We start from the raw sequence: 26,928 nt of genomic DNA on the forward strand, positions 1-26,928 counted from the left end.
GCCCGAGCCAGCAAATCCAACTCGGACGGATCGAAAATACCAGCTTCCTCGGCTTTTCGACGGACCGCCATGGCATCCCTCAAAGACAATCGATTGTCTTGGCAACGTTTGCAGCGATATTGTGTTCCGGGAGGTGGTTCAAGACGAGCCTGGGCGGCGTGCGCTTGCTGGCCCTCTGCCGACAGCAGCTGACGCCAGTGGCCGCTTGCCGGCCTTAGTTATGAGCGCACCACCAGAGGCACCAGACCCTCATGGCGGTGGTCGAGATAACACACAACACGGTCGCCAATGCGCTCGAAGATGAGATCGACTTTCGCCTCGCCAATGGCCAGGTGGCGGATAACGATGTTGTCGATGCCGATAGGCAGCCGCGGGCGTTCCACAGTGATCTCGCGTTTCCAGCCGTCAACCCGAATGCCCAGGCAAGCCTGCAGCATCATGAAAGCGGAGCCAGCCGACCAGGCTTGCGGCAGGCAGGCGACCGGGTAGGCCACCGGTGAATCGCTGGCCGCACGTGTAAAGCCGCAGAACAGCTCCGGCAGCCGCATGTTGAAACGGACCGCCGCCTCGAACATACCGCTCATCAGCTTCACGACGCTGTCTCGTTCGTGATAGCGGGCGAGCCCGGAGGCGCAGAGCGCGGTGTCGTGTGGCCAGATCGAGCCATTATGATATGACATCGGGTTGAATGGGATCTCATCGTCGGCCAGTGTGCGAACGCCCCAGCCACTATGAAGATGAGCAGAGAGCAACTGGCTGGCAAGTGCCTGCGCCCGTTCCGCCGACGGCAACCCGACATAAAGCAGGTGACCGGCGTTGGACGTGCGGACCGCGCATTGCTTGCCTTCTCCGTCGATCGCCAAAGCATAGAAATCGCGGTCCGGCATCCAGAAATGCGTCTCGACCGCCTTACGGATCCTCTCTGCCAGGAGGCTCCAGTGCGCCGCCTTGGCGTCGTCGCCGCGCCTGGCGGCCAGCGCCGCCATTCCTAGATATGCAGCGAAGGCATAACCTTGCACCTCGACCAATGCGATCGGCCCTCTGGGGATGGTGCCGTCGGCATGGAATACGGCATCGGAACTGTCCTTCCAGCCTTGGTTGAACAGACCCGTGTCGGCCGCCCTGTTGTAGGTCACAAAACCTTCGCCGTTGCGGGCTCCGACTTCTTCCATCCAGGCAGTGGCAGCGCCCAGCGAGTCCCACATACGGTCGACGAACGCCTCGTCCCCGGTGCGTTCGGCGTAGGATGAAGCCAGATAGACATAGAGTGGCGTGGTGTCGACGCCGCCATAGTAGCGGCCGAACGGCAACTCGCGCAGCACCGCCATTTCGCCCTTGCGGGTTTCATGCATGATCTTGCCAGGTTCGGCATCGTCGAACACAGAGGTCTCGGTCGACTGATAGTGGGCCAGGAAGGCCAGCACCCCACGAGCAAGGTCCGGATTGAGCCAGAGCATCTGCAAGGCGGAAATCACGCCATCGCGGCCGAAAGCCGTCGAAAACCAGGGGATGCCGGCGTAGGGGTATGGCCCGGTCTCCAGATCGGTCGTCAGCAGCGCGATGTCGGCGCGCGTGCGTGTCAGCCAGTCGTTGAACACGCGGCCGGAGCTGAACACGGTGGCGCCCTGCCGGCGCTTTGAGCGCATGGCAAAGCGGGCTCGCGCAGCGGCGGCGCGAAAGCGGTCGCTGGAGGGGGTCTCTTCGCTGTGGCCGACCTCCAGGTACAATGCTCTGGCGCCGCGCCTTGCCACGCGAATGACGAAATCGGCGTGGTTGGGGTGGACCTCGTCGGGTCGGATCGAAAAGGCGATGACCGACTGACGCGCCACATTGTCGAGGCCTTCATATCGGAACGTCACGCTCGCCTCGCCGACCAGCGCGTCATGGGCGCGGCCGCGGCGGCTGCGCGTGGTGCCGCGCACCTCGAACATATCACGGAAATCGGCGTCGAAGTCGAGCCGGACGGGCAGAACCACCTCGCGCGCGGAGTAGTTGGTGAAGGTAATGCGCTCGAACATGCGATCCTGCCAGATGAACCGCGTCCGATCAATGTGGACGACGCCCGGCAAGGTTTCGCTGCCATTCGGCCCAATAGTGGCCAGGTTGGTGAGATTGGCGGTGAACAGGATATTGTCCTGCGACAGCGAGGCGCCGAGCAGCGACGGCATCCGGCCGCCGATGAACAGGCGGAAGCGCGACAAAACACGCGTGTCGTCACGGAAAAGCCCGTCGCCGGTGCCGCGTATGTCGCCGTAGCTGTCTGCGACGACGAAGCAATCCTCGTGTTTCAGCGCAAATTGCCGATGCGGCTCGCGCGGCGCCGTTTCGTCGATTGCCGGCAGCGCCACGGCTGGATCAATCTTGCGATCTTCGAGTTGAGTGGTCATGGTCAACCCCTCCCGTCCAGAAGCGACCAAGGCGGCTCAGGCGCTGATTCGAGCAGCCGAGCCGTCGCCTTGCTCGGTCAGGTAGACATAGTCATCATTGCGGCATTTTTAGCGCGCTCGTTTTGAGAGCCAAGTGCTTTCGTTATGTCCTCCGAGAGCGAGCCATAGATCGCCACGTAGTCGCGGCACATGCGCTCGACCGTGAATCGCTCTTCAAAAGTCCGTCGCACCTGTGCACGATCGAGGCCGTTTATCCGCCGCACCGCATCCACAGCTCCGTCTGCTGTGTCAACGATCAACCCGGACACACCATCGTCGATGACCTCCGGAACGGCACCGCGCCTGAACGCTATCACAGGCGTGCCACAGGCCATCGCCTCGATGGTTACGAGTCCGAAGGGTTCCGGCCAGTCGATAGGGAACAAAAGCGCTGCCGCATTGCCCAAAAAGTCTGCTTTTCGCCGTTCGTCGATCTCGCCGATGAATTCCACGTTCGAATTTCGAAGCACCTGGGGTTCGACCGTCTCCTTCCAATAGGATTGGTCTACCTTGTCGATCTTGGCGGCGATCTTCAGCGGCATTCCGCTACGCGCAGCGATCTCAATAGCCGTTTCCGGCCCCTTTTCCGGAGAGATGCGGCCGAGGAATGCGAGATAGCCCGAGGCTTTCGGGCGAAACGGCAGAAGATCGCGAGGCAGACCGTGATACACCGTTCCGGCCCAACGGACAGGCGGCATGGGCCAGCGTTGATCGTAAGAAATCGAAACCAGCGGAATGTCATCAAACATCGAATAAAGCTGAGCCAGGTCGGGGAGGTCGAGCCGTCCATGGAGCGTCGTAACGGTTCGCTCGGCAAAGTCCCGGACTACCGGGAAGTGGAAAATATCGATGTGAAAATGCAGCACGTCGAATTCATCGGCCCGCCTGCGCACCTGTTCAAGCATCATCACGTGGTGGGGAATGTCGTGCCGAACCCTGGGATTCAGGCGCAATGCAATATCGCAACACGGGACCAATTCGGCAGAGGTGCGTGAATCACCGCTGGCGAACAAGGTCACGTCATGCCCCTGTCGAACAAGCTCCTCAGTCAGATATGAAACTATCCGCTCGGTCCCGCCATAGGTCCGCGGCGGCACGGCTTCGGTAAGGGGGGCGATCTGGGCAATTTTCATCTGCAACACTTCTCGAAAGCGAAGGTCATCCTTCAAAAAGCTCCGACGGCAATCCCCTTCCTCGCGTTCATTGCAGTGCGGTCCTCCCGGGCCAACTCTCGAAGGGTCGATATGTTCCCGGCGGGAACAATCGCCGCGTCAGGCGAGTTCAACTAGGGACCAAAGGAGAACCAGAATGGCTACGAAGCTTCAGGACACAAAAGCCGTCAAGGGATCGAGCAGCGAGCACGGCGGCAACCGCGCTGGCAATCAGGACAAGAAGGACAAGCCGCAAAAGAGCAGCCAGGCTGCCGGCAAGGATCCAAGGCGTGGCAAGGACTAACCGACGCCCTGCCCCGGAGGCGGACAATAATGGCTGCGACCATCGAGAGGAGTGACACATGGCAAAGACAAACTTGTCTGCGAAAACCAACCAGCCTGTATCGGGAAAGAGGGCAAGCGGCAGCGACAAGGCCAAGGAACCGGCCAAGGGCGGCGCCCAAGCCAGGAACGCCCAGGAATGGGGCGGCGGATCGAAAGCGTCGAAAGGCAAGATCACCCGGGCAGACCGGGAAAACCCCAACTCAAGCCAGCGCAGCTAAGCTTTTCGCATTCATCTAATCAGTCGGCCCAATCAGTCGGGGCGGAATTTCGAACTGCTCGGCCGGATGGGTTCGGATTGGGGTTGGGTTCGGATCCCGGCATGTCTCGCCGGTCGTTGGCGCCGCTTCGACATTGCAATTCGAAAATGATCGAAGGCTCCGTGCCACGGCGCCGGTAATTGCGGCCTTGACGCGATGTGCATTAGGTCGTTTGTTGCGGGCGGAAGTGCCACGGGAGGAAACCATGGAAGTCACCCCGGGGGCGGATGGCCTCGCAGCGCGGTTCCACGTTTTCACGCCGATGACCGGCGAAGGCTTTCGCGCATGAGTTCCGGAGCGATCCTCGAAGCAGCGGGATTGACTAAGGAATTTGGGGGCTTTGTCGCTGTCAACAATGTCAACCTGACGGTGGAGCGAGGATCGGTCCACGCGCTGATCGGCCCCAACGGCGCGGGCAAGACGACCCTCTTCAACCTGCTGACCAAATTCCTCCAGCCAACGCGCGGCGCGATCCGCTACCAAGGCCGCGACATCACCAGGATGCAGCCGGCCGACATCGCGCGGCTGGGCCTTGTGCGCTCCTTTCAGATATCGGCGGTGTTTCCGCACATGACGGCACTCGAGAATGTCCGCATCGCGCTGCAGCGCCGGCGCGGCGACAGTTTCGATTTCTGGCGCTCCGAAAAAGTGCTCTCCAAGTTCGATGGCGAGGGTGCGGCGCTTCTCGCCGATGTCGGCCTGACCGCGTTTTCAGACATCCGCGCCAGCGATCTGTCCTACGGCCGCAAGCGCGCGCTTGAAATCGCGACGACGCTGGCGCTGAACCCTGAAATGCTGCTTCTCGACGAGCCCATGGCCGGCATGGCGCAGGAAGACATCGAGCGCATCTCGGCGCTGATCCGGCGCATCTCCAAGAACCGCACCATTTTGATGGTTGAGCACAATCTGTCGGTCGTCGCCTCGCTGTCGAACCGCATCACTGTGCTCGCTCGCGGCAAAGTCCTCGCCGAAGGCGACTATGCTGCCGTTTCCAAGGATCCGCGCGTTATCGAAGCCTATATCGGGGCCGGACATGCCTGAAGTTGAACTTGCAAGCAGGCCGGCTGCTGGCCCCTCGACGAGACCCCTGCTTCGCGTCGATGGCCTGCAGGGCTGGTACGGCGAGAGCCATGTGCTTCACGGCGTCAGTTTCGAGGTTGGCGAAGGTGAAGTGGTGACGCTGCTCGGCCGCAATGGCGCCGGCAAGACGACGACGCTGAAGGCGATCATGGGAATTCTATCCAGGCGCTCGGGCTCGGTCACCTATGAAGGTCGGGAAACGATCAAGCTGCCGTCGCGGTTGATCGCACAGATGGGCATCGCCTACTGCCCCGAGGAACGGGCGATCTTTTCCAGCCTCTCTGTCGAGGAGAATTTGATGCTGCCGCCGCAGGTGCGCCCCGGTGGGCTCACCGTCGAGCAGATTTTCGAGCTCTTCCCGAACCTGAAGGAACGGCTTTCGAGCCAAGGCACCAAGCTCTCGGGCGGCGAACAGCAGATGCTCGCCATCGGCCGGATCTTGCGGACGGGCGCCAAGCTCTTGCTGCTCGACGAGCCGACCGAAGGGCTTGCGCCGGTCATCGTGCAGCAGATCGGCCGCACCATTGGCCGGCTCAAGGACGAGGGATTCACGATCGTGCTCGTCGAACAGAATTTTCATTTCGCCGCGTTGGTCGCGGACCGTCACTACGTGGTGGAACAGGGGCGCGTGATCGACACCATCCCCAACCACGAACTCGACGCCAACATCGACAAGCTGCACGCCTATCTCGGCGTCTAGACATCATCAACGGCGCGTTGCGCCGCAATCGGAGGGAAGTAGCGATGAAAAAAATGGGATTTGTCCTGGCTTCGACGGCGAGCCTGATGGCCGGCGCGGCCTATGCCACAGATGTCAAGATCGGCGTTCTGAATGACCGTTCCGGCATCTATGCAGACATCGCTGGCGAAGGCTCGGTCATCGCGGCCCAGATGGCGGTCGAAGACTTCAAGGCGACGGACAAGGGCATCAATGTGTCGATCGTCTCCGCCGACCACCAGAACAAGCCGGACGTCGGCTCGAACATCGCCCGCCAGTGGTACGACACCGAAAATGTCGATGTGATCGCCGATGTGCCAACCTCGTCGGTGGCGCTCGCCGTCAACGAGATCACCAAGGAGAAGAACAAGATCTTCCTCGCCTCTGGTCCGGCCTCGTCCGACCTCACCGGCAAAGCCTGTTCGCCCAACACCGTCCACTGGACCTACGACACTTGGGCGCTTGCCAACGGCACGGGCTCGGCCATGGTCGCACAGGGCGGCGATAGCTGGTTCTTCGTCACAGCCGACTACGCCTTCGGCCACGCGCTCGAGCGAGATACGACGGCGGTCGTCGAAGCATCGGGCGGCAAGGTTCTCGGCGCCGTCCGTCATCCTTTCCCCGGCCAGGATTTTTCGTCCTTCCTGCTGCAGGCGCAAGGATCGGGCGCCAAGGTCGTCGGCCTCGCCAATGCCGGTGGCGACACGATCAACGCGGTCAAGCAGGCGTCGGAATTTGGCATCACCCAGGGAGGCCAGGCGCTCGCCGCCCTGCTGATGTTCATCAACGACGTGCATGCGCTTGGCCTCGAAGTGGCGCAAGGCCTCGTGCTCACCAGCGCGTTCTACTGGGACAAGAACGATCAAACGCGGGAGTTCTCTGCCCGTTTCCAGGAGCGGAATGCCGGACAAAAGCCTTCGATGATCGAGGCCGGAGTCTACGCTTCTGTCCTGCATTACCTTAAGGCCGTCGAGGCCGTCGGCGACAAGGATGCGGCCAAGGTGATGGCCAAAATGAAGGAAATGCCGACCGAGGATCCGCTATTCGGCAAGGGCACCATCCGCGCCGACGGGCGCAAGCTGCACGACATGTATCTGTTCCGCGTCAAGAAGCCGGACCAATCGAAGGCTCCATGGGACTATTTCGAGACGGTAGCCACCATTCCGGCCGACAAGGCGTTCCGCCCGCTCGCCGAAGGCGGCTGTTCGCTCGTCAAGTAAGCGAGCCTCGCCAACGATGCGCCGAACAACTCGGCGCGTCGTTTTGTCGATAAGTCAGCTGGAGCGACCATGTTCGAACTGCTTGGAATTCCGCCTCAGGTCCTGTTCGGGCAATTGCTGCTCGGGCTGATCAATGGCTCCTTCTATGCGGTTCTGAGCCTCGGGCTGGCGGTCATCTTCGGTCTCCTGAACATCATCAATTTCACGCATGGCGCCCAGTACATGCTGGGCGCCTTCGGCGCCTGGATGCTGCTCAATTATCTTGGCGTCGGTTACTGGTGGGCTGTGTTCATCGTACCGCCGATTGTCGGCGTCACCGGCATCGTGCTTGAGCGCGTCCTGATCCGACGGCTCTATCACCTCGACCATCTCTACGGGCTGCTTCTCACATTCGGCCTGGCGCTGATCATCGTCGGCTTCTTCCGCCAGTTTTTCGGCGTATCCGGCCTGCCGTACCCGCCGCCGCCGCTTCTGAACGGCGGGTACAATCTCGGCTTCATGTACCTGCCCAATTCGCGCGCCTGGGTGATCGTGGCTTCCCTCGTCGTGTGCCTCGCGACCTGGTTCATCATCGAAAAGACCCGGCTTGGCGCCTATCTCAGGGCTGCGACCGAGAACCCGACCATGGTCGGCGCGTTCGGCATCAACGTGCCGCTGCTGGTCACACTCACCTATGGTTTCGGCGTCGCACTCGCGGGTTTCGCCGGCGTGCTCGCCGCGCCGATATATGCTGTCAATCCGAACATGGGGGCAGACCTGATCATTGTCGTCTTTGCCGTCGTCGTCATCGGCGGCATGGGCTCGATACTGGGCTCGATCCTCACCGGCTTCGGGCTTGGGCTGATCGAGGGCTTGACCCGCGTATTCTATCCGGAAGGCTCGGCGGTGGTGATCTTTGTCATCATGGCGCTCGTGCTGCTGGTCAAGCCCGCGGGTCTGTTTGGACGGAGTGTGTGATGACAACCGACACCAACCCGATCGCTATGGCGGCCATAACGTCGGTCGGCGCTGCGGGCATGCCCCGTCATCACCTTGCGATCTTCGCCGCGCTGTTCGTCTTCCTCGTCGCCGCGCCATTACTGCTCTATCCGATCTTTGTCATGAAGGTGCTGTGCTTCGCGCTGTTTGCCTGCGCCTTCAACCTGTTGCTCGGCTTCGGCGGTCTCCTGTCCTTCGGCCACGCGGCCTATTTCGGCATGGCGAGCTACGTCTCGGCCCATGCGGCAAAGGTGTGGGGCCTGACGCCTGAACTTGCCATTATCGCGGGCACGCTGGTGGCAGCCGTGCTCGGTCTCGCCATCGGCTCGCTCGCCATTCGCCGCCACGGCATCTATTTCGCCATGGTGACGCTGGCTTTTGCGCAGATGATCTATTTCTTCTCGCTGCAGGCGGCGTTTACCGGCGGCGAGGACGGCATCCAGGCCGTGCCGCGCGGCCATCTGTTCGGGCTGATCGACCTGCGTTCGAGCGAAGTTCTCTATTTCTTCGTGCTCGCCATCTTCTTCGCCGGCATATTGCTGATCTATCGGATCATCCATTCGCCGTTTGGCCAGGTGTTGAAGGCGATCCGCGAGAACGAGCCGCGCGCGATCTCGCTGGGCTATCGGGTCAACCGCTACAAGCTCGCCGTATTCGTGCTGTCGGCCACGCTCGCCGGCGTCGCCGGCGCAACCAAGGCCATCGTGTTCCAGTTGGCGTCGCTTACCGACGTCTACTGGACGATGTCCGGCGAAGTCGTGCTGATGACGCTGTTGGGCGGCATGGGCACGGTGTTCGGACCGATCGTCGGCGCGGCAGTCATCGTCACGATGCAGAACTACCTCGCCACATTCGGCGACTGGGTCACGATCGGCCAAGGCATCATCTTCGTTGTCGCGGTGCTGTCGTTCCGGGAAGGCATCGTTGGGGTCCTGGCAAAATGGATGCGAAAACCGCTCTGACCGGGTCGTGAAACCTAAATTTCGGATGATCCTGATCCACGGTCGACCAAGTGGGGCCGCAGCGACACGGCACACAGCGTGGTCAGCATCCTCAACTAGGCAGATTTCTCATCGGATGCGACAACCAGCAGTTCGAACGTCACGCAGACGGGGTTAGCGTCGCGGCGAAGGCGACCTGAGCTTATCAGACCGTCCATGCCGACCAGCGCGATGTCGAGCGTGCAACGACCGGAGCGCACGGCGCCGTCCGTGACGAGAACTTCCGTCGCATAGGAGGAGACCGCCGAGCCGTCGTCGAAATCCGCGCCGACCAGGCTGCCGATGCCCTGGATCGAGGCGTGGTCAAAGCCGTGCCGTCGGCAAAGTGCTTCGATCGCCTGGCCGATATCCTCGTTGGGCCTTACCGTGCAGATGGCGGCGCGGCGGCCGCGGCGCTCACCCAGGAGCGGAGCCCTGATCGGCGCGAAAAGGCGAAAATTCGTCTCGGCGTCGTCGCGCACGTCGAACAGCGCGCCCTCGATACCCCAGGCGGTGACCTCAACCGGCTCCGCCAAGCGCGAGTCGAGCGGCAGGAGATGGCCCATGCGGCGCACGCCGTCGGGGGTGCGCCAGATGCCATGGCAATGAAAAAATGCCCGCTCGTCGCGCCGGCCGGCGACGAGGCCCGCATCCTCGATGACCGTTATGCCTTCCGGTGCGAATGTACCGCTGTACCACGCGGCGTGCGTGCCATCTGGAGAGGCGGCGGGGACGACGTAGCGCATTGGGTCAACCCGCGCGTTGCGCAGGCGGATATATCCGCTGCTGAATCCGGCGACCGCGAGGGCCTGCGCCACGGCGTCATTGATCGAGCTGCCGGCTTCAAGCCGCAGCGTCAGCGGCTCTGCGGCGCAGGGCATCGCTGCGAAACGTTCCGATGCGATCGGACCGGGATGGCGGATGCTGCGCATCGGAGCCATCTCAGGCGACAAGGCCGGCATGGATGAAGCCGCCATCGACGGCGAGAATCTGGCCGTTGATGTAGCTGGCCTCGTCTGAAATCAGGAAAGCCACCGCTCCCGCGATCTCGCGCGGCGTGCCGTAGCGGCGCTGCGGCACGCGCTCCAACCACTGCCGACGAACATCCTCGGTGTGGACAGACTGCGTCAATGGCGTTTCGATCGGCCCGGGTGCGACGGCGTTGACGCGGATGCCATCGACGCCGAGCTCATTGGCCATGACGAGCGTGAGCAGATTCTGACCGCCCTTCGATGCGCCGTAGGCGCTGCGGCCCTTGTTGCCGCAAAGACCAGAAACAGAGGTGATATTGACAATCGCCCCCGGCAGCTCCCGTTCAAGCCAGTAGCGCGCCGCAGCCCGCGAGACAATGAACGTTCCGGTGAGGTTCACGTCGACAATCCGGCGGAAATCCTCGACGCTGGTCTCGACCGACGGCCGGTCCATCGCTATGCCGGCGCAGTTCACGACCGCGGCGAGGCTGTGCGCGGCGGTGATCCGGCCGATGGCCTCGTCGACAGCCGCTTCGTCGACGACGTTGCAGACGATGCCGCGTTCCTCGCTGAGGCCGAGATCCGTGCAGGCCGAACCCAGCGCTGGCGCAGCGAGGTCGAGGAGGAAGACCTCGAAGCCGCGCTCGGTCAGCAGGCGCGCCGTCTCAAGGCCGATGCCCGATGCGCCGCCGGTGATCGCCACGGCGCGGCTTTGGTGGCTGCTGTTCATCGCCTGCTCCTCATGCCGAGAGCTTCGGCTCGGACGGTCCCAACTCGCCGCGGCGCTCCAGCTCTTCGCGAATCAACTTCTTGGCGATCTTGCCATAGGCCGATTTGGGCATCGTCTCCCACCACACGAAGCGCTTGGGCATCTTGTAGCGGGCGAGCTTGCCTTCCAGCCAGCGCTCAATCGCGATCGTTTCGCGCACAACGCCGGCGCGGGCGACGCAAACCGCGACGCCGACCTCGCCCCAGACGGGATCGGGAATGCCGAGAACGGCGGCTTCGCTGATGTCGGGATGGAGCAGGATCTTCTCCTCGATCTCGCGCGGATAGATGTTGGAGCCGCCGGAGATATACATGTCGGACGAGCGGCCGGTGATGTAGACGAAGCCGTCCTCGGACATGTGGCCCAGATCGCCGGTGCGGAACCAGCCGTTGCGGAACGCTGCGGCGTTGGCTTGCGGGTTGTCGTAATAGCCGGCGAAGACTGCAGGCCCGATCACGCAGATTTCGCCGGTTTCGCCCGGCGAGACGGCATTGCCGGCGTCGTCCTGGATCTCGACCTGCATGGCTGTGCGCTCGAAACCGCAGGTTCCGATGCGCGCCTGCGGGCCATCCTCGACGGAATGATAGGAAGGAGGCTGCACAGTGATATTGCCCGTGACTTCCCCCAGGCCAAAATACTGGACCAGAACCGGCCCGAGCTTCTCGAGCGCCCGCTTCTGGTCGGCGCGGTACATCGGCGCACCGGCATAGATGACATGGCGCAACGAGGAATGGTCGAACCGGTCGACGCTGTCGTCCTCGACCAGCATCTTGAGGATGGTCGGCACGGTGAAGGCGTTGGTCACCCGCCATTCTTCGACCAGCGCCCAGACCGTCGGCACGTCGAGCTTGTCGGTTGGCAGCAGGATAGACTTGGCGCCGTGCGCCACCTGCACGAGTTGATGAATGCCGGCCCCATGCGACAGCGGCGCCACCACGATCGAGGCGTCGTCGCGCGTCGTGGCGGGCATCAGGTCGCACAAATGATTGGTGATGACAAAGCCCATCTGGCCATGCGTGAGCACGGCGGCCTTTGGCCGGCCGGTCGTGCCGGAGGTGAAGAAGAACCAGCAGGGATCGTCGCGATCGACGGCGACGCTGGCAACGGTCCGGCCGGCAAAACGGGCGGCGACGGCGTCGTAGTCATCGCCGAATTCGGCCGCGCCGATCGACAGGACGAAGTCGATCCCGGGGGCTGTTTCCCGGCAGGCAGCAGCATGAGCCGGGAAGCCCGCGCCGCAGATCAGGCCACGCGCGCCGCTCGCCTTGGCGAGGTAGGCGACTTCGTCCGGCGACTGGCGGTAGTTCGCCGGCACCCAGACGGCCCCGAGCCGGAAGCAGGCGAACATAGATTCGAACATCTGATTGCAATTGGCCGACTGGACGAGGATTCGATCGCCCTTTGTCACGCCGAACGCGTCGCGGAGTGCAGCGGCCATCGCGTTGACGCGCGCTTCCATCTCGCGCCATGTCCACTGCCGCTCGCGCCAGACGAAGCCAATATCGTGCGGATTGCGGCGTGCCGCCTGGGTCAAAAAATGCGAGAGGTTCATGACGCGCGTGGAGGAAGGCGTCACGCCGCCTGCAGCCATGGTCATGACTTCGCGCGCTCCAGCGACGACACGTAGACGAAGATGGCGGCGACGTCGCAGGGCTCGACACCGGCATGAGCAAGCGTGGACGCCGCTGCCGTCGCCATCAACTGCCCGGTGTTTTCCAATTCCGACTTTCCTAACGCGGAATGCGCCCGTCCGTCGGTGTGAGCCTCCGTCATTGTGACAACCTCCTGGTGCGCGGCTTTAAAGTGGGGTGCTCGCGCATATGCGCGCGCGAGGCGAACATCTGGGCAAGCCGTTCCTCGACGCGCTTTGCCTCCAGCATGAGATATCCGACGAGTTCGATTTGCCTTGCCGGCTGCATCCGGCTGTCGATCGCCGCGATCGACAGCGCGCCGACTGGCCGTGCGTCGGCGCTGCGAAGCGCAACCCCAACGCCCCAGGAATTGTTGACGATGCGGCCGGGATTGAGCGAATAGCCGTTGGCGCGCGTCGTCTCTACATCGCGCCGGATCTGCTCGACCGGCAGCATTGGGTAGTCGGATTTGAGCACCGCGTCGTTGGCGGCAAGCACCGCTTCCACTTCCTCGTCGGGGAGTGCGGCGAGCATGGCGAGCGAGCCGGCGCCGACGCCCAGTGGGTGCTCGAAGCCGGCCTGCAGCGCGTGGGTCCTGACCGGATAGGTCCCCTCCTCGCGATAGAGGCAGACTGAATATGTATCGCGGCGAACCGAGAGGAAGCTGGCATCCTCGGTCTTCTTCGAAAGGCGCAGCAGACTTTCCATCGAGACCTGAAGCAAGCCGAAACGTCGCGAGGCGAGGCTGCCCAGCACGTAAGCCTCCTCGCCGAGATAATAGCGCCGCGTCGTCTCGTCCTGCTCGATCATTCCCGCGCGCATCAGCGCCAGCAGCAGGCGGCGCGTTGTCGGCTTGTTGAGCCCACTTTCCTCGACGATATCGGAGAGCGAAACACCGCGGTCGGCGTGCCGGCCGACCATCGAAAGAAGGCTGAGCGCCCGGTCGACGCTCTGCGAGCCGGTCTGATCGCGGTCTGGGGGCGGCGCGATGTCCATGGTCAGCGGAGCTCGCAGACGGCGCAGCTTTGGCCGCCATCGACAGGCAGGCAAACGCCGGTGACGAAGCGCGCCTCCTCGGAGGCAAGAAACACGGCCGCCGCAGCGACGTCCCACGCTGTTCCCATCCTGCCCATCGGCACCATGGCGTTGCGGGCGGCCACCATCTCGTCAGCCGAGCCGTATTGGCTGGAAATCTGCTGATAGATCATCGGCGTGTCGATCAGGCCCGGCATGATGCAGTTGGCGCGAATACCTTGCCGGGCATATTGCATGGCCAGCGCCACAGTGGCCTGGTTCACCGCGGCCTTGGCCGCATAATAGGCGAAATAGGGATAACCGACGTAGCGTATCGCGGCGAGTGACGAGATATTGACGATCGCACCGCCGCCGCCCTTGAGCATATGCGGCAACACCGCCTTGGCGGTGCGGTAGACCGGTCCGATATTGAGATCGAGGGCGGCCTGGAACGCGTCCTCATCGAGTTCAATGGGACCGCCCATATGGGTCACGCCGACGTTGTTGTGCAGGATGTCGATGGCGCCGAACGCCTCCATTGCCGCCGCTGCTGCCAGTTCGACTGAGGCCAGATTGGTCACGTCGGCCGACAACGCGATCGCCTGGTTGCCTTCGTCGCGGATGATATCAGCGGTTTCAGCGGCGGCCGCCGCAGCGAGATCGACGCAGGCGACGCGCGCGCCTTCGCGCGCGAAGGCGACCGCGGCTGCCTTGCCGTTGCCCCAGCCGGGTCCGGACGACCCGGCGCCAAAGACGATTGCGGATTTTCCCCTGAGCCGGTCGACCACCATGGAATTCCTTACAAAAATCGCGGCTGTTATCGGGCGGTTGAGCCACATGCCCTGCCCGCCCGGGAACTGCCCTGCGCTCAGGTCAGGCTGGCGCCAACAGCCTTTTCCAGGATGGCCCAGGCTTCGTCGCCGTACTTGCCCTTCCACTCGGAGTAGAAGCCGGCGTCCTTTAGCGTCTGCCGGAACGGAGCCGCATCCGGATGGTTGATCTTCATGCCCTTGGCGGCGAGCTCCTGCTCAAGCGTGGCATTGAGCTTGGCGACGTCCTCGCGCTCCTTCACGCCGGCCTCGTTGAGGTTCCTGGCGACGATCTCGCGCATGTCCTGCGGCATCGCCTCCCAGGCCCGCTTGTTGGCGAGGAACCAGAAGCCGTCCCACATGTGGTTGGTGACCGAGCAGAACTGCTGCACCTCGTAGAGCTTGGCCGTGGAGATGATGGCGAACGGGTTTTCCTGCCCGTCGACAATCTTCGTCTGCAGCGCCGAATACACTTCGGCGAAGTTGATGCTGGCCGGCGCCGACTTGAAGGCGGTGAACATCGAGGTCCAGAGCGGGCTGACCGGGACGCGAATCTTGAAGCCTTCGAGGTTAGCGGGCGTCTCGATCGGGCCGACGGAACTGGTGATCTGGCGAAAGCCGTTGTCCCAGATCTTTTCCATGACGACCAGGTTCGATTTCTCGATCTCGCCGCGCACATATTTGCCGAGGTCGCCATCCATCGCCGCCCACACGGCGTCGTAGTCCGAGAAGGCAAAGCCGATGCCGCTGATCGAGGCATTGGCGACGAGCGTGGAGAGGATCAGCGGCGACAGCGTAAAGAATTCGACGCCGCCCGAGCGCACCTGGCTCAGCATGTCGGTGTCGGCGCCGAGCTGGTTGCTGGGGAATATCTGGATGGCGACGCGGCCGCCGGTCTCCTCGCGGATCTTCTCGACGGCATCCTGCGCGCGCAGGTTCATCGGGTGGGTGAGCGGCAGGTTGTTGGCGTATTTGTAGTTGAACTCCGCCGCCAGCGCCCCGGCGTAGCGGATGGTGCTCACGAGCGGGATGGATGCGGCTGCGCCTATCATCAAGCTGCGGCGGGTGATGGTCATCGTGTTTCCTCCTGGTTGAATCCGAGTGGTTAGAGATAGGCTACCGACAGCGCCGGGACGGCGGCGATCAGCAACAGGCCGGCAAGCAACGCACCGAGGTAGGGCCAGATGGCGCTCATAGCCTCGTCGGGCGAGACGTCGCCGATCTTGCAGGCGATGTAGAAGCCGATGCCGATAGGCGGCGCCATGAGTCCAATGTTCATCGCCGTCACGACGACCATCGAATAGTGCACGTCGTTGATACCCAGCCGAGCGGCGATCGGAAACATGATCGGCGCCATCAGAACGATCGCTGGCAGACCTTCAAGGACGCAGCCGAGAACCATGAAGACGGCGATGGTGACGAGCATGAAGGAGAACCAGCCTCCCGGCAGGTCGGTCATGTAGATGGCCAGTTGGTTGGCGAAGCCGGTTTGCGTCAGCGCCCAGGCCATTGCCGAGGCGGTGCCGAGAATGAGCAGGATGGCGCCGGACAGCGCCGCCGTCTCGACCAGCATGGCGTAGAATTTCTTGGCGCCGATGCCGCCATAAAACAAGGCGCCGATGACCAGCGCATAGAGCACGGCGATTGTGGAGACCTCGGTGGCGGTGGCGACGCCGCCGCCGACGGCGCCGCGGATCAGGAAGGGAAGCACCAGTGCGGGGGCGGAGACGAGCAGCGTCTTCCAGACGAGCGAGAACGGAGCGCGATGTACGCCTTCCATGCTTTCGCCCGAAGCCTTCCAGCGCGCGAGCACCGCAAGGACGAGCAACAGAACCACGGCGATGACGAAGCCGCTGGTGAAAAGCGCGGCGATCGAAACGCCGGCGACCGAGCCGAGCACAATCAGCACGATCGATGGCGGCACCGTATCGGCCATCGCAGCGCCGGTTGCGAGCAACGCGATCATCTCCTTGGGCTTGTGGCCGCGCCGCTTCATTTCGGGGAAAAGTGCCGGAGCGACAGTCGCCATGTCGGAAACCTTCGAACCGGAAATGCCCGAGACCAGGAACATCGAGCCCAGCAGCACGTAAGACATGCCGGCCTTCACATGGCCGAGCAGCGACGCCATGAATTCGACGATCGCCTTGCCCATGCCTGTCGCGTCGAGCACACAGCCGAGCAGGACGAAGATCGGCACCGACAGCAGGATGAGGCTCGACATCCCCTCGTCGATGCGGCCGACAAGCACGATCATCGGCACGTGCGTGCTGAAGGCGATGAAGGCGATCGTGCCGACGCCGAAACAGAAAGCGATCGGCACACCGAGCAGAAGGCAGACCGCCACCACGCCGACGAGAAAGATGACGATATTGGCGTAGCCGAGCGTGAGGAACAATGGCGAAAGCAGCCAGCCGACCACGGCCAGTGCGGCAATCACTGCGACAGCGGCGGCCAGGTTGGCGAGCGTCGCTGCGCGGATCGCGTGGCCCACGGCGATAACCGACATCAATGCCAGCCCGGCGACAATTGCCGAGGCGCGGAAGCTCATCGGAATGTTGAGCGCCGCCGAGGTGACGTACCACTCTTCCTGTACATACTGGCTTGCCGGCACGATCAGCGCGAGCAGCACCGTCGCCACCACGAGCAAAGCGAGGGCATCCACGAAGTGGCGGCCGCGCTCGGGGATCAGGTTGAGGAAGATGGTAAGACGCAGATGCTCGTTGCGGTCGATGGCAATCGCCGAGCCGAGCATGGCGAGCCAGAGAAAGGAGATGGAGGCGGCCTCATCGATCCAGACGATCGGCAGCGATAGCACGTAGCGCGAGATGACGCCGGCGAGCAGCAGACCGATGACGAAGACGAGCAGGATCGAGGCCACCGCCTCGACCGGCCACATCAGCCGTGACCCTGGCCGCGCATCCAGCACCTCGGCCGGCGTATCGATGATCATCGTGTTGTTGCTGGCGGCTGCCATGCTTCAAGCTCCTCCGCTCGGACCAGGCAACAACGCCTGCCTGAAACGCTCACGCCGAAATCGGAACGAAGCGATCTCCTCCCGCTCGAACCAGATCTTCGCACTTAGGTCTATATCATGGACCTATAATTTCCCATAACCGATTTTTGCCATGCAATCGGCTGTATATCAGCGACTTGCGGCGAAAATGCGATCCATATTGTGGATCGATGAACCTAAACAGGACTATTCAGGTGGGGTTGCAACAAGACATGCAGCAGGGCGATCTCTCGATCACGCGCAATCGAGAACCAGGTATCATCGAATTCCATGCCCGCAGTGGCTGCTTCGCACGAGACGATCACTGTCGTTTGCGCGGCACGCGCGTGTGCAAGAACGGCCGCAAGCAAGTCCCGGTCCTTGCAGACATCGATGTCGTCGATAAGGAGCACGGCCGCTGATCGAACCAGCGCTCGTGCGGCACGGATCCGGGCGGCCTGCATGGCACTGATTTGAGGGGGCTCCAGTCTCTGGCCGCTGTCTGGCGGTCCATCGACTGCCAGGCCGCACAGCGAGGCCGTGGCGATTATCTCTTCCTGCGGGGTCGCTGAGGGCGCTCCCAGGGCTATATTGTCGACCATTGTAGCCCGCACCAACGGGATCGCCGGCGACAAAAGGGTGATTGCCCGGCGCCGGTCGCGCCGCGAAATCTTGTCGACAGGAATGTCATCGAGGAAAATCGCCAGGCCGCTGTTTTCCTCAAAACCTGCGATGCTGGAAAAAAGCGCGCTGCGTGCTTCAGGCGTATCACCGCCAAGCAGGATCGAGGCGCCGGGCGCGGCATCCAGCACTTTTGACGGCGTGCCGTTTCGGCAATGAAATTCGATGCGCAGCCGCCGGCCTGACGTCGAGCGCGGCAGGGGAACTGGATTCACAGGATCCGCAAGCACCGGCCTTGCCAGGATGGAGGCAATCCGGCGGCGGGACTCGACATAGGCAAGCCGATAATCGGCGGCGCGAGCGAGGTCGGAAAGCTGGCCAACCGTCAGTCCGGCGAGGAGCAATAGCGTGCTGAGATCGCCAACCAGCATCGCCGGGCGGCCCGAAAACGCATAGGCCACGAGAATGACGACGATCACGGGCATGACGAAGTCGCTGGACGCGCGCGCAGCCCCCGACCACCCTGCCCGGCGAACGAGCCACATGTTGAGCGCTTCCGACATCCGGTCGATCTTGCGTGTGGACGTTCCGCTTTTGCCGAAATGGGCAAACGCCGCCCGGGCGGCAACGATGTCGCCGAGACGACCGGCAAGCCGTCCCCGCCTCCGCCGGCTTTCGCGGATGGCCCGGTGAAGAAACGGCAGGGAAACAAGACAGACGATCGACCAGGCAAGAACGCCGCAAAGCAGGAACGGCGCAACCCCTGGGGCAAGCCAGAAGGCGCCAACCACGATGAGAACGACGGAAGGACCCGCAACAAAGAGGGAAGCCACGCCGTCGGCCAGCCAGGATCTGATGGCGGAGAGGTCGGTGACGAGGCGGGTCATTACCAGGCCGAGACCGGTCCGGCCGGCGCCAGGCGGCAACGCGAAGAGTTGCTCGACCAGCAGTCTGCGGACCTCGCGCACATAGTCCAGTGCAAAAGCTGCCCCCTGTCGGCGCTGCATCACCCCGAGTGCGAAGAGGGCGATGCCGAGCGAAAGGCTGGCCACGATCAGCCTGCCCTGCCCGAGCGGCTGCGGTTCCCCGGAAACCGCTGCACCGACGATGGCGACAAGAGCGAGCGACGTGGCGGCCTTGGCAAAGCCGATGGCGACAAGAACCGCAAGGGCGACCAGTCGCGTGCCGATCAGGATTCCTGGTAGAGGCATTGTGCACCTCCAGCGATCACCATCAGGCGCGGGTTCAACATCCCTGAGACTATGCTTGCCGCGGTCGCCGGATCGGTGAGTTCCTTGACGCCATAGACAGGGACGTTGGCAGTGCCTGCTTCCCGGCGCGCCAGCGGCGAGCAGGTCAGGACCCCGCTGAGCCCGAGCACGTCGTATCCAAGCTCGCGCAGCCTTTCGCAGCCCGCCACCGCCCCCATCGCATCGCCTGCGGCAAACAGCACGCCGCCGGTCAGCTCGCGGAATTTCGGGGACTTTGCCAGCGCGGCCGTCTCGGACTGGAATAGCCCATCCGCGACCTCCAGAACCGCGATCTCCGCCCCGGTGGCGGCAAGAGAATGCAGCAAATGCTGCGCGCCCTCGACGATGGCATCGATTGGGGCAAGATAGGTCGTGGCAAAGCCGGCATCAGTAAAATCAAGAGCGGCGCATGCTCCGGCATCCATCATCGACCAGAGATCATTGCCGGCTCCGGTTCCGGTCACCTTTGCCGCACCAACTGCGAAACCTGCCCTGGTCAAACCACGCACGAGGCTTGCAGCTGTTGTCGTCTTGCCCGAATTCATCGACGTTCCGAAGACAACGATTGTCGGCGGGGTGAGCCGCGCCGGCTGCGGCGCGACCGCAAAGTCTGCAACGTTCAGAACGCGGCCGCATGAGTTGGTGACGAGGCCGAGCGGCACGATCGCAGTCGGAGACATGGTCTTGTCGTGCCATGCCAACGCCCGCGAAGCCACTCCGCCTGCCGCCACCATATGGCACGGTCCGAGATCTGCCGGAACGATCGCCTCGAACTGATCAGGGGCGTAGCGGTTGCCGTAGGCCAGGACGACTTCGTCCGTCGCGGCAAGTGCCGCCTTGCGTCCCGAGGGCAGCTCGACCGACTTGTGGTGACCGAGCGCCTCGATCCGCGCGAGCACCAGGTCGCCTGCCTTCGGTTCGGCGGGAGGCGAAAGCAACATCCGCATGCGCTCAGTGGGAATTCGGCGGGTCGTGAAAGCCCGCTTGGCCTTCGCGATGCGTTCGCAGTCAAGAATTTCCATTGTGGTCTCTCCGGTCACCAAGGGGGCGCTGTTACCGGGGGGAGAACGCAGTCGAACCAGGATTATTCTCGGTGGAGTTGCAATTCTTTTCGCCACGATCGCCGTAGACCCAAGCCGCGGCGCCTACGCACACGTGTTCTCGGGCAGGCGGGCTGTTCAGGCGCCCGGTGCGATCAGTTTCAGCGATGGAAAATAGGTGCGGTAGCGGCCAACGTCGCGGGTGAGCAGCGGCAGTCCATTGACGGCCGCATGGGCGCCAATGAAGAAGTCAGGCAGCACACCAGTGCGCGATCCGCCCGATTTGCGATACTGCGTAAAGACCTTTCCGGCGAGGAACAGTGCTGCCCGGGGCATCGGAGCCATTTGGAGACCGGCTTCGTCAAGAAACGCGTCGATACTCTCGATGCGGTCATAGCGGACGGCAAGTTCGGCATAGACCGCATCGTTGATCAACAACGGCCCATTGAGGCTTGCCGCCTCAAGCTGGGCGATCGACCAATCCGCCCAGTTCGCATCGTCCGTGACAAGATCGAGCAAAACGTTGGTGTCGACCAGCGTCACGCGTCGCCACGCGTCAGCGCCATGATCGCGTCTGTGTCGAGCCCCTTGCCGGCATGGCCGCGCAATTTCGCGAAGCGGCTCGCGGGCTGCTTCTTGTCACTACGCACAATCACCACATTGCCGTCATCGGTGCGGCGGAAATCAACCTTGCTGCCCGGAACGATTCCGAGCAGGTCCCGGACCGGCTTCGGGATGGTCACCTGTCCTTTGGCTGTGACTGTGTTGGTCATCTCATCTTGCACCTTGGTAATACCCATTTTCCACAAGGTATTACCATGTCAGCCGAATTTCAACCTCCGCAAACGGCTGCCAAAGCCATGATTTTGTGACTTGTTTTCCCAGGCGCGCCTGTCGACGTCGTAATCCGCAGGCACGCACCCTATCTACGCCGCATGAATGACATCACGAACAGACGCGCGCTTCTACTCATCAATCCAAAGGCACGACGCGGGCAGGAATCTCTCGCACCGGTCGTCGAGCGGCTGGAAGCCGGAGGGCTCCGCGTCAGCGTCGAGACATTTGAGGCACTGCCCGAGATAGCACGCGACATCGTGCGCCTTCGCCATAGGGCCGATCTTGTGATCGTGTGCGGCGGCGATGGCTCGGTGTCCTCGGCGGCGGTCGCGGTCATGGAAAGCGGGCTGCCGATGGGCATCATTCCGATGGGGACGGCGAACGATCTGGCGCGCACCCTCGAAATACCGTTGGATCTTGGGAAGGCGGCCGACGTGATAGTAGAGGGCGGACGACGTCTGATCGATATCGGGACCGTCAATGGTCACGCTTTCTTCAACGTCGCGAGCATCGGCCTCAGCACCGATCTTGCCCAGGGGCTGGATCCGGCGCTGAAGAAGCGTTTCGGCAGGTTTGGCTATGCCTTGGCGGCCATGAAAGTGTTGACCAAGGCCCGCCACTTTGAAGCAAGGATTACCGAAAAGGGCGCAACGACCGAAGTCGAGACCTACCAGATAGCGGTCGGCAACGGCCGCCACTATGGCGGCGGCAACGTCGTCGAGGAGACGGCGGAGATCGATGACGGCCATCTCGACCTGTACAGCCTGGAAATGACGAATCTCTGGAAGATGGCGCTCTTGTTGCGCTCGTTCCGCTCGGGCACGCACGGCGCCTGGAGCGAGGTTCGCACAGCCAGATGCGTCGAGTTCGACATCGAGACGAAAAGGCCGATGCCGGTGAACACTGACGGTGAGATCGTCACCTCGACCCCGGCGCATTTCAAGGTCCACCCGAAGGCAATTTCGGTGTTCGCGCCTGCCGCGGCGCGCATACAGCCCCGCACAAAGGTCTTTGGTGACGCGGTCAGCGCAAACGGCGGCTAGACTGGCGATCAAGCGCGCGTCGAATAAACCCAATCGCCCGCGGTCATCTCTCGATCAGAAGTCGGCGCCCTCTGGAGGCTGATCTGGCAACAGCAACATAGCCTTCCGGGCATGTCTTTAATCATTGCTTGACGAACGCGCCCGTGTAGGTCTGACCGGCAAGCCTGACGGTTCCGGCCAGGGTTCTGTCGGGCCGCATGACAAAACTGACGTCTGCACCATTCGGCAGGCGCTCAAGCTTCAACGTAGTCCCCACGATTCTTCCAGTGCCGGCGGCCTCTCCCGGATGGTTGTCGCCCAGAGTTCCCCACGCATAGGTGACCGTCACCTTGCCATTGGAAGAAATCGTCTGAACAGCAAGTTTGGCGTCATACATCCCATCCAATCGTCCGGCCCATAGACCCGAAAAAGCAGCATATTTTGTCGGGACGGTCTTGGCAGGCGGAGTGACCGCCACGGATTGATCAATAATTGCCGAGCCGGAGGGAACAGCGGCAGGATCCGGGGCGGTTTGGGCCGGAATGGGTCCAGGTCCTAACGCAGGTTCGAGACTGGGTCGCGGCGTTTCAGGCGCCGATTGGCACGCGGTTACGGCAAGCGCCGCGAAGCCAAGCATTGCGTCGCACATTCGGCGTGCCATCTTCTGGTGCCTCGACCATCTCTGAATCTAGCGCAGGCTAACCTTATCGCGCGTTTTCACGACCTCTGTCTACCCAAGATGTCTCGTAGAACAGCAACTCGTCGAGGGACGTGCAGCGGTCGTAAGCGAACGCCTCCATTCGTCGCCAAAGTAACCGCTTTGGCGTCCGAAAATGTTTTTAATTCAATTAGTTACGCCATAATTCTGATCTATTTTCTAGGTTTTGGCTTTCGACCGCAGATGCCTAAGCTGCTATCGATGCAGTCGCTGCCGTTTCGGCGGCGACGCCGTCCACCATGACATGACCGATGCCCCGCGAGCAGCGCTCGATCCTCGCCTCGACGCGGTACACATCACGCAACAGCGCCGGGGTGACAACATCTTCCGGCGTGCCGCAGGCGACCATCCGGCCCTCGGCGATGACGATGCATTTGTCGGCGAAGCGCAGGGCCTGATTGAGGTCGTGAATTGCGATCAGCACTGCGATCCCGTGCTTGCGCGCAAGCCCGCGCATGAAGGTCAGCACCTCGACCTGCCGGTGCAAGTCAAGCGCGGACGTCGGCTCGTCCATCAGCAGGATTTCAGGTTCGCGAGCCAGGATCTGGGCGATGCTTACCACCTGCCTTTGCCCCCCGCTCAATTCTCCGACGTTGCGAAAGGCAAGATCCGAGATGCTGAGCGCGGCCAGGATGCCGTCTATGAGTGCGAGGTCGCCATCGCTGACCGACCAGGCCGAGCCCTGCTTGCGGGCGAGCAGGATCGATTCATAGACGGTCAGCACCGCGTTGGCTGCCGTATCCTGCGGCATATAGCAGATGCCGTCCGGCCCCTTCGCCGCTCCCTCGAGGCAGACGCGTCCCGGGCCCTTCAGAAGTCCTGCGATGCGCTTGAACAGCGTCGACTTCCCCGCTGCGTTGGGCCCGATCACGGCGACAACCTCGCCACCCCGGAAAATGGGAGTTGAAACATCCGACAGGACGAGCCGCGCCCCGTGGAAGGCTCCGAGACCATCGAGCCTGATCGTTACCATGAGCGCCTCACATTCGCGAGGATCAGCGAGATGAAAAAGGGAATGCCGATAAGCGAGGTTACGATGCCGATCGGGAAGATCGTGCCTGGAACGAGCGACTTGCTGGCAACCGAACTCGCCGAAAGGATGAGCGCCCCCGAAAGCGCCGAGGCGGGCAGGAAGAAGCGCTGATCTTCTCCGATCAGCATGCGGGCGATGTGCGGACCGACAAGCCCGATGAAGCCGATCGTGCCGACGAAGGCGACGGGAATGGCAGCAAGGAGGCTCACCATCATCATGGCTTCGAGCCTAAGGCGTGCGACCTTGACGCCAAAGCTCGCGGCCTTGTCTTCGCCTAGCCGCAGCGCCGTCAGCGCCCAGGCGCGGCGCACGAATATCGGAAGTGTTGCGAGAAGGATGAGGCTGGTGATGATGAGCTTGGGCCAGGTGGCTTTGGTGAGGCTTCCCATCGTCCAGAACACGACCGCGGCGAGCGCCTGCTCGGAGGAAAGATACTGGACGAGCGACAGCAGCGCATTGAAGGTGAATACGAGCGCGATGCCGAGAAGCACGATGGTTTCGACCGTCACGCCGCGCTTGAGGCTCAGAAGGTGGATGACGAGCGCGGTCAGCATCGCCACCACGAAGGCGTTCAGCGGCACGATATATTCGATCGCCGCCGGGATCAGCGCGACGCCGAAGGCGAGCGCGAGGGCTGCCCCAAAGCTGGCCGCCGCCGAAATGCCGAGCGTGAACGGGCTGGCGAGCGGATTGTTGAGGATGGTCTGCATCTGCGCACCGGCGACCGACAGTGCTGCGCCGACGACCACTGCCATGAGCGCGATGGGAAGCCGGATGTCCCACAACACGACGCGCACCTGAAGCGGCACACTGCCGGGAGAAACCAGGGCGAGCACCACCTGGTCGAGGCTATAGCTTGCGGGCCCGAGCGCGAGGTCGATGCAGAGGCTCAGCAGCAGCGCCAGGGCGAGCCCCGCCAGGATCAGCTGCTTGCGCAGGACAAGGGCGCGGTAGAGCCCGCGCCCTTGTTTGGCTGACAGTGCGGCCGGTTCACTGCTCATCGGAGAGCGAGACCCAATGGCCAGGCCTGTACCCGACCGGCAGGAACTTCTCGTGCAACTCCTTGAAGGTGGCCTCGGCGTCGAGATCGGCGAACAGGTCGGGATGCAGCCATTTGGCCATCTGCTGTATGGCGACGAACTGATAGGGGCTGTTGTAGAACTGGTGCCAGATGGCGTGGACCTGCCCGTTCTCCACCGCCTTGATGCCGGTTAGCGCGGGCCGCTCGGTCAGGCCCTTGAGTTTCTTCAGTGCCGCCGCTTCGTCGGCGCCGGGACCGACGCCGACCCATTTGCCGCCCGGCACATAGGCCTCCCAATTGCCGCCCGTCACAATCACCTGGTCGGGATCGCTGGCGATGATCTGTTCGGGATTGAGCGCGCCAAACGTGCCCGGGATCAGGCCGGCCGCGATATTGGCCCCGCCGGCCATGTCGACGAACTTGCCAAAATTGTCGTTGCCGAAGCTCATGCAGCAATCATCGGAATAGCCCCCGGCGCGATCGATGAACACGGTCGGGCGCTTGGGATCCTTCCCCGCGATCACATCGGTGACGCGCGCGATCTGGGCCGCGCGGTAGGCGATGAACGCCTCGGCCCGCTGTTCCTGGCCAAGCAGCTTGCCGATCAGGCGCATGCTCGGCTCGGTGTTGGTGAAGGGCTGCTCGCGGAAATCGACATAGACCACCGGAATGCCGACGGCGGCGAGCTTCTCGATATATTGTGCGTCCTCGGTTGCCTGCTTGGACTCGATGTTCAAGATCATCACGTCCGGGTCAAGCGCGATGGCCTGCTCGATGTCGAAGGTGCCGTCCTTGAAACCGCCGAAGGTCGGTATCGCCGCCATCGACGGGAATTTTTCCAGATAGACGGCGTAATTGTCGGGATCGGCCTGGGAGAAATCCTCGCGCCAGCCAACGATGCGCTTGAAAGGGTTGTCGGTATCGAGCGCGGCGATCAGGTAGATCTGCCGGCCTTCGCCGAGGATGACCTTCTCGACCGGCGTCTTCACCTCGACTTTGCGGCCGGTAATGTCGGTGACGGTCTCGGCGCGCGCGCCTGGGGTAAGCGGCATCAAGGCCGCGAGCGCGACCGCGGCCGCAAATATCGATTTCAAAATCATTGGGCTCTCGCAATTCAGTTGCCGGCCCCGCTTATGAAACATGAATTGTATAATCAAGAATTTTCTTTTAGAGCAATTCCAATGTAGCCGCTTGGGGAGTGCGTTTCGGGCAATGACGGCTCACGCAAACTATTCGCTGCGCGACGAGATCCGGGACTATTGGTCCGACCGCGCCGAGACATTCGACCTGCAGGTCGGCCACGAGATTTTTTCCGAGCAGGAGCGTGCCGCCTGGCACGCGCTCTTAACTACGCACCTTGGGCCAGGCGCCGGGCGGGCGTCTCTGGATCTCGCCTGCGGGACTGGCGTCATTTCGCATCTGATGCACGACCTGGGCTTTGTGGTGACAGGCCTCGACTGGTCGGAAGCCATGCTTGCCAAGGCGCGCGCCAAGGCACAAAAACGCGGCGCCGATATCCGCTTCATCGTGAAGGATGCAGAACGGACGCTCGAGGACAGGGCGAGCTACGATGTCATCGTCACCCGTCACCTGGTCTGGACGCTGCTGGATCCGAAGGCGGCCTTTTCCGAATGGTTCTCGCTGCTGAAGCCCGGCGGCAGGCTGCTGGTCATCGACGGCGATTTTGTCAGCCGCAACTGGGCGACGCGTTTGCGAGAATTTTGGGAGAAGCTCACGGCCGGCAAGTCCCAGGTCTCGGACAATGACGGCGCCGCCATGGCCAGACGTCACCAGAACATTCTTGCCCGTGTCTATTTCTCAGGCGGCGCACGGGCGGACGAGATAGTTCGCTTGCTGGCCGAAGCCGGGTTCGAGCAGCCGGTCGTGGACTGGAAACTGGGCGCGATCCATCGCGCTCAGGCTCGACAGATGAGTTGGCCCAAGGCGCTCGAACGCGCCACTCAACATCGCTTCGCAATCTGCGCGACAAAGCCGCAGTAAACGACTCGGCGCTGCATGGAGCGGGCGCGGCACGACAGGCAATA

27 protein-coding genes are annotated in these 26,928 nt (G+C 62.6%); 9 read left to right on the forward strand and 18 right to left on the reverse strand.

The features are described from left to right. Window positions 1-218: 218 nt before the first annotated feature. Together X738_RS59870 and X738_RS59875 are read right to left on the reverse strand one after the other, a co-directional pair. A complete protein-coding gene (locus tag X738_RS59870) occupies window positions 219-2,387 on the reverse strand; it encodes an amylo-alpha-1,6-glucosidase (RefSeq protein ID WP_023799658.1) in 2,169 nt (722 codons plus the stop codon). 77 nt (window positions 2,388-2,464) lie between these two features. Continuing rightward, the gene (locus tag X738_RS59875) at window positions 2,465-3,559 is read right to left on the reverse strand and encodes a glycosyltransferase family 4 protein (protein WP_023799659.1); all 1,095 of its coding nucleotides are present in this window, start codon (window positions 3,557-3,559) and stop codon (window positions 2,465-2,467) included. A 175-nt stretch (window positions 3,560-3,734) separates the two neighbouring features. On the opposite strand from X738_RS59875, the gene X738_RS86075 reads away from it, so the two are divergent. The 7 genes from X738_RS86075 (at window position 3,735) to X738_RS59905 (ending at window position 9,137) form a co-directional block, all read left to right on the forward strand. Continuing rightward, entirely contained in the window at window positions 3,735-3,881 is a 147-nt protein-coding gene (locus X738_RS86075; protein ID WP_023799660.1) for a hypothetical protein, read from the forward strand. 58 nt (window positions 3,882-3,939) lie between these two features. Beyond that, entirely contained in the window at window positions 3,940-4,140 is a 201-nt protein-coding gene (locus tag X738_RS59880) for a hypothetical protein (protein ID WP_023799661.1), read from the forward strand. Window positions 4,141-4,464: 324 nt separating this feature from the next. Continuing rightward, the gene (locus X738_RS59885; protein WP_023799662.1) at window positions 4,465-5,220 is read left to right on the forward strand and encodes an ABC transporter ATP-binding protein; all 756 of its coding nucleotides are present in this window, start codon (window positions 4,465-4,467) and stop codon (window positions 5,218-5,220) included. Then, the gene (locus X738_RS59890) at window positions 5,213-5,959 is read left to right on the forward strand and encodes an ABC transporter ATP-binding protein (protein ID WP_023799663.1); all 747 of its coding nucleotides are present in this window, start codon (window positions 5,213-5,215) and stop codon (window positions 5,957-5,959) included. The genes X738_RS59885 and X738_RS59890 overlap by 8 nt, the downstream gene beginning before the upstream one ends. Window positions 5,960-6,003: 44 nt before the next feature. Continuing rightward, the gene (locus tag X738_RS59895) at window positions 6,004-7,197 is read left to right on the forward strand and encodes an ABC transporter substrate-binding protein (RefSeq protein WP_023799664.1); all 1,194 of its coding nucleotides are present in this window, start codon (window positions 6,004-6,006) and stop codon (window positions 7,195-7,197) included. Window positions 7,198-7,266: 69 nt separating this feature from the next. Continuing rightward, window positions 7,267-8,154: a branched-chain amino acid ABC transporter permease gene (locus X738_RS59900; protein WP_023799665.1), complete on the forward strand. Its 888-nt coding sequence runs from the start codon at window positions 7,267-7,269 to the stop codon at window positions 8,152-8,154. Beyond that, window positions 8,154-9,137: a branched-chain amino acid ABC transporter permease gene (locus X738_RS59905; protein ID WP_023799666.1), complete on the forward strand. Its 984-nt coding sequence runs from the start codon at window positions 8,154-8,156 to the stop codon at window positions 9,135-9,137. The genes X738_RS59900 and X738_RS59905 overlap by 1 nt, the downstream gene beginning before the upstream one ends. Before the next feature lie 95 nt (window positions 9,138-9,232). Here the strand turns inward: X738_RS59905 and X738_RS59910 are convergent, their stop codons facing one another. The 12 genes from X738_RS59910 to X738_RS59960 all read right to left on the reverse strand — a co-directional run bounded on the left by X738_RS59910 (window position 9,233) and on the right by X738_RS59960 (window position 21,025). After that, window positions 9,233-10,087: a PCC domain-containing protein gene (locus tag X738_RS59910; protein ID WP_031255134.1), complete on the reverse strand. Its 855-nt coding sequence runs from the start codon at window positions 10,085-10,087 to the stop codon at window positions 9,233-9,235. A gap of 10 nt (window positions 10,088-10,097) precedes the next feature. Further along, entirely contained in the window at window positions 10,098-10,856 is a 759-nt protein-coding gene (locus X738_RS59915) for an SDR family NAD(P)-dependent oxidoreductase (RefSeq protein ID WP_023799668.1), read from the reverse strand. A 10-nt stretch (window positions 10,857-10,866) separates the two neighbouring features. Beyond that, entirely contained in the window at window positions 10,867-12,492 is a 1,626-nt protein-coding gene (locus X738_RS59920; RefSeq protein ID WP_023799669.1) for an acyl-CoA synthetase, read from the reverse strand. After that, window positions 12,489-12,668: a hypothetical protein gene (locus tag X738_RS84800; RefSeq protein WP_128167876.1), complete on the reverse strand. Its 180-nt coding sequence runs from the start codon at window positions 12,666-12,668 to the stop codon at window positions 12,489-12,491. The genes X738_RS59920 and X738_RS84800 overlap by 4 nt, the downstream gene beginning before the upstream one ends. After that, complete coding sequence (locus X738_RS59925) at window positions 12,665-13,516, reverse strand: IclR family transcriptional regulator (protein ID WP_245277688.1); 852 nt, start codon at window positions 13,514-13,516, stop codon at window positions 12,665-12,667. The genes X738_RS84800 and X738_RS59925 overlap by 4 nt, the downstream gene beginning before the upstream one ends. Before the next feature lie 8 nt (window positions 13,517-13,524). Continuing rightward, window positions 13,525-14,328: an SDR family NAD(P)-dependent oxidoreductase gene (locus X738_RS59930; RefSeq protein ID WP_031255136.1), complete on the reverse strand. Its 804-nt coding sequence runs from the start codon at window positions 14,326-14,328 to the stop codon at window positions 13,525-13,527. 80 nt (window positions 14,329-14,408) lie between these two features. After that, on the reverse strand, window positions 14,409-15,425 hold the full coding sequence (locus X738_RS59935; RefSeq protein WP_023799673.1) for a TRAP transporter substrate-binding protein: 1,017 nt from the start codon (window positions 15,423-15,425) through the stop codon (window positions 14,409-14,411). 29 nt (window positions 15,426-15,454) lie between these two features. Continuing rightward, window positions 15,455-17,299: a TRAP transporter large permease gene (locus tag X738_RS59940; RefSeq protein WP_031255137.1), complete on the reverse strand. Its 1,845-nt coding sequence runs from the start codon at window positions 17,297-17,299 to the stop codon at window positions 15,455-15,457. A 239-nt stretch (window positions 17,300-17,538) separates the two neighbouring features. After that, window positions 17,539-19,173 (reverse strand): ABC transporter transmembrane domain-containing protein, encoded by a 1,635-nt coding sequence (locus tag X738_RS59945; protein ID WP_023799675.1) that lies wholly within the window; start codon window positions 19,171-19,173, stop codon window positions 17,539-17,541. Continuing rightward, window positions 19,152-20,234, reverse strand: a complete 1,083-nt coding sequence (locus X738_RS59950) for a hypothetical protein (protein WP_023799676.1) — start codon at window positions 20,232-20,234, stop codon at window positions 19,152-19,154. Before X738_RS59950 ends, X738_RS59945 begins: the two co-directional genes overlap by 22 nt. A gap of 156 nt (window positions 20,235-20,390) precedes the next feature. Then, window positions 20,391-20,795 (reverse strand): type II toxin-antitoxin system VapC family toxin, encoded by a 405-nt coding sequence (locus X738_RS59955; RefSeq protein WP_023799677.1) that lies wholly within the window; start codon window positions 20,793-20,795, stop codon window positions 20,391-20,393. Further along, window positions 20,792-21,025, reverse strand: a complete 234-nt coding sequence (locus X738_RS59960; protein WP_027156398.1) for an AbrB/MazE/SpoVT family DNA-binding domain-containing protein — start codon at window positions 21,023-21,025, stop codon at window positions 20,792-20,794. Before X738_RS59960 ends, X738_RS59955 begins: the two co-directional genes overlap by 4 nt. 162 nt (window positions 21,026-21,187) lie before the next feature. Here X738_RS59960 and X738_RS59965 point away from each other — a divergent pair, with 162 nt between their 5' ends. Further along, window positions 21,188-22,132 (forward strand): lipid kinase, encoded by a 945-nt coding sequence (locus tag X738_RS59965; protein WP_023799679.1) that lies wholly within the window; start codon window positions 21,188-21,190, stop codon window positions 22,130-22,132. A gap of 121 nt (window positions 22,133-22,253) precedes the next feature. Here X738_RS59965 and X738_RS86080 read toward each other — a convergent pair whose 3' ends face one another. The 4 genes from X738_RS86080 to X738_RS59985 form a co-directional block, all read right to left on the reverse strand. Continuing rightward, a complete protein-coding gene (locus X738_RS86080; protein ID WP_023799680.1) occupies window positions 22,254-22,508 on the reverse strand; it encodes a hypothetical protein in 255 nt (84 codons plus the stop codon). 508 nt (window positions 22,509-23,016) lie between these two features. After that, window positions 23,017-23,802, reverse strand: coding sequence for an ABC transporter ATP-binding protein (locus tag X738_RS59975; RefSeq protein WP_023799681.1), 786 nt, complete (start codon window positions 23,800-23,802; stop codon window positions 23,017-23,019). Further along, entirely contained in the window at window positions 23,796-24,863 is a 1,068-nt protein-coding gene (locus tag X738_RS59980) for a FecCD family ABC transporter permease (protein WP_023799682.1), read from the reverse strand. The genes X738_RS59975 and X738_RS59980 overlap by 7 nt, the downstream gene beginning before the upstream one ends. Then, complete coding sequence (locus X738_RS59985) at window positions 24,853-25,983, reverse strand: ABC transporter substrate-binding protein (RefSeq protein WP_023799683.1); 1,131 nt, start codon at window positions 25,981-25,983, stop codon at window positions 24,853-24,855. The genes X738_RS59980 and X738_RS59985 overlap by 11 nt, the downstream gene beginning before the upstream one ends. 112 nt (window positions 25,984-26,095) lie before the next feature. On the opposite strand from X738_RS59985, the gene X738_RS59990 reads away from it, so the two are divergent. Continuing rightward, window positions 26,096-26,884 (forward strand): class I SAM-dependent methyltransferase, encoded by a 789-nt coding sequence (locus tag X738_RS59990; protein WP_023799684.1) that lies wholly within the window; start codon window positions 26,096-26,098, stop codon window positions 26,882-26,884. Window positions 26,885-26,928 lie beyond the last annotated feature (44 nt).

This window comes from Mesorhizobium sp. L48C026A00, assembly GCF_000502375.1.
Lineage (GTDB): Bacteria > Pseudomonadota > Alphaproteobacteria > Rhizobiales > Rhizobiaceae > Mesorhizobium > Mesorhizobium muleiense.

Coding starts and splice junctions, on each gene's coding strand:
- X738_RS59870 (WP_023799658.1), bottom strand. CDS start 2,387: ATGACCACTCAACTCGAAGATCGCAAGATTGATCCAGCCGTGGCGCTG.
- X738_RS59875 (WP_023799659.1), bottom strand. CDS start 3,559: ATGAAAATTGCCCAGATCGCCCCCCTTACCGAAGCCGTGCCGCCGCGG.
- X738_RS86075 (WP_023799660.1), top strand. CDS start 3,735: ATGGCTACGAAGCTTCAGGACACAAAAGCCGTCAAGGGATCGAGCAGC.
- X738_RS59880 (WP_023799661.1), top strand. CDS start 3,940: ATGGCAAAGACAAACTTGTCTGCGAAAACCAACCAGCCTGTATCGGGA.
- X738_RS59885 (WP_023799662.1), top strand. CDS start 4,465: ATGAGTTCCGGAGCGATCCTCGAAGCAGCGGGATTGACTAAGGAATTT.
- X738_RS59890 (WP_023799663.1), top strand. CDS start 5,213: ATGCCTGAAGTTGAACTTGCAAGCAGGCCGGCTGCTGGCCCCTCGACG.
- X738_RS59895 (WP_023799664.1), top strand. CDS start 6,004: ATGAAAAAAATGGGATTTGTCCTGGCTTCGACGGCGAGCCTGATGGCC.
- X738_RS59900 (WP_023799665.1), top strand. CDS start 7,267: ATGTTCGAACTGCTTGGAATTCCGCCTCAGGTCCTGTTCGGGCAATTG.
- X738_RS59905 (WP_023799666.1), top strand. CDS start 8,154: ATGACAACCGACACCAACCCGATCGCTATGGCGGCCATAACGTCGGTC.
- X738_RS59910 (WP_031255134.1), bottom strand. CDS start 10,087: ATGCGCAGCATCCGCCATCCCGGTCCGATCGCATCGGAACGTTTCGCA.
- X738_RS59915 (WP_023799668.1), bottom strand. CDS start 10,856: ATGAACAGCAGCCACCAAAGCCGCGCCGTGGCGATCACCGGCGGCGCA.
- X738_RS59920 (WP_023799669.1), bottom strand. CDS start 12,492: ATGACCATGGCTGCAGGCGGCGTGACGCCTTCCTCCACGCGCGTCATG.
- X738_RS84800 (WP_128167876.1), bottom strand. CDS start 12,668: ATGACGGAGGCTCACACCGACGGACGGGCGCATTCCGCGTTAGGAAAG.
- X738_RS59935 (WP_023799673.1), bottom strand. CDS start 15,425: ATGACCATCACCCGCCGCAGCTTGATGATAGGCGCAGCCGCATCCATC.
- X738_RS59940 (WP_031255137.1), bottom strand. CDS start 17,299: ATGATCATCGATACGCCGGCCGAGGTGCTGGATGCGCGGCCAGGGTCA.
- X738_RS59945 (WP_023799675.1), bottom strand. CDS start 19,173: ATGCCTCTACCAGGAATCCTGATCGGCACGCGACTGGTCGCCCTTGCG.
- X738_RS59950 (WP_023799676.1), bottom strand. CDS start 20,234: ATGGAAATTCTTGACTGCGAACGCATCGCGAAGGCCAAGCGGGCTTTC.
- X738_RS59960 (WP_027156398.1), bottom strand. CDS start 21,025: ATGACCAACACAGTCACAGCCAAAGGACAGGTGACCATCCCGAAGCCG.
- X738_RS59965 (WP_023799679.1), top strand. CDS start 21,188: ATGAATGACATCACGAACAGACGCGCGCTTCTACTCATCAATCCAAAG.
- X738_RS86080 (WP_023799680.1), bottom strand. CDS start 22,508: ATGTATGACGCCAAACTTGCTGTTCAGACGATTTCTTCCAATGGCAAG.
- X738_RS59975 (WP_023799681.1), bottom strand. CDS start 23,802: ATGGTAACGATCAGGCTCGATGGTCTCGGAGCCTTCCACGGGGCGCGG.
- X738_RS59980 (WP_023799682.1), bottom strand. CDS start 24,863: ATGAGCAGTGAACCGGCCGCACTGTCAGCCAAACAAGGGCGCGGGCTC.
- X738_RS59985 (WP_023799683.1), bottom strand. CDS start 25,983: ATGATTTTGAAATCGATATTTGCGGCCGCGGTCGCGCTCGCGGCCTTG.
- X738_RS59990 (WP_023799684.1), top strand. CDS start 26,096: ATGACGGCTCACGCAAACTATTCGCTGCGCGACGAGATCCGGGACTAT.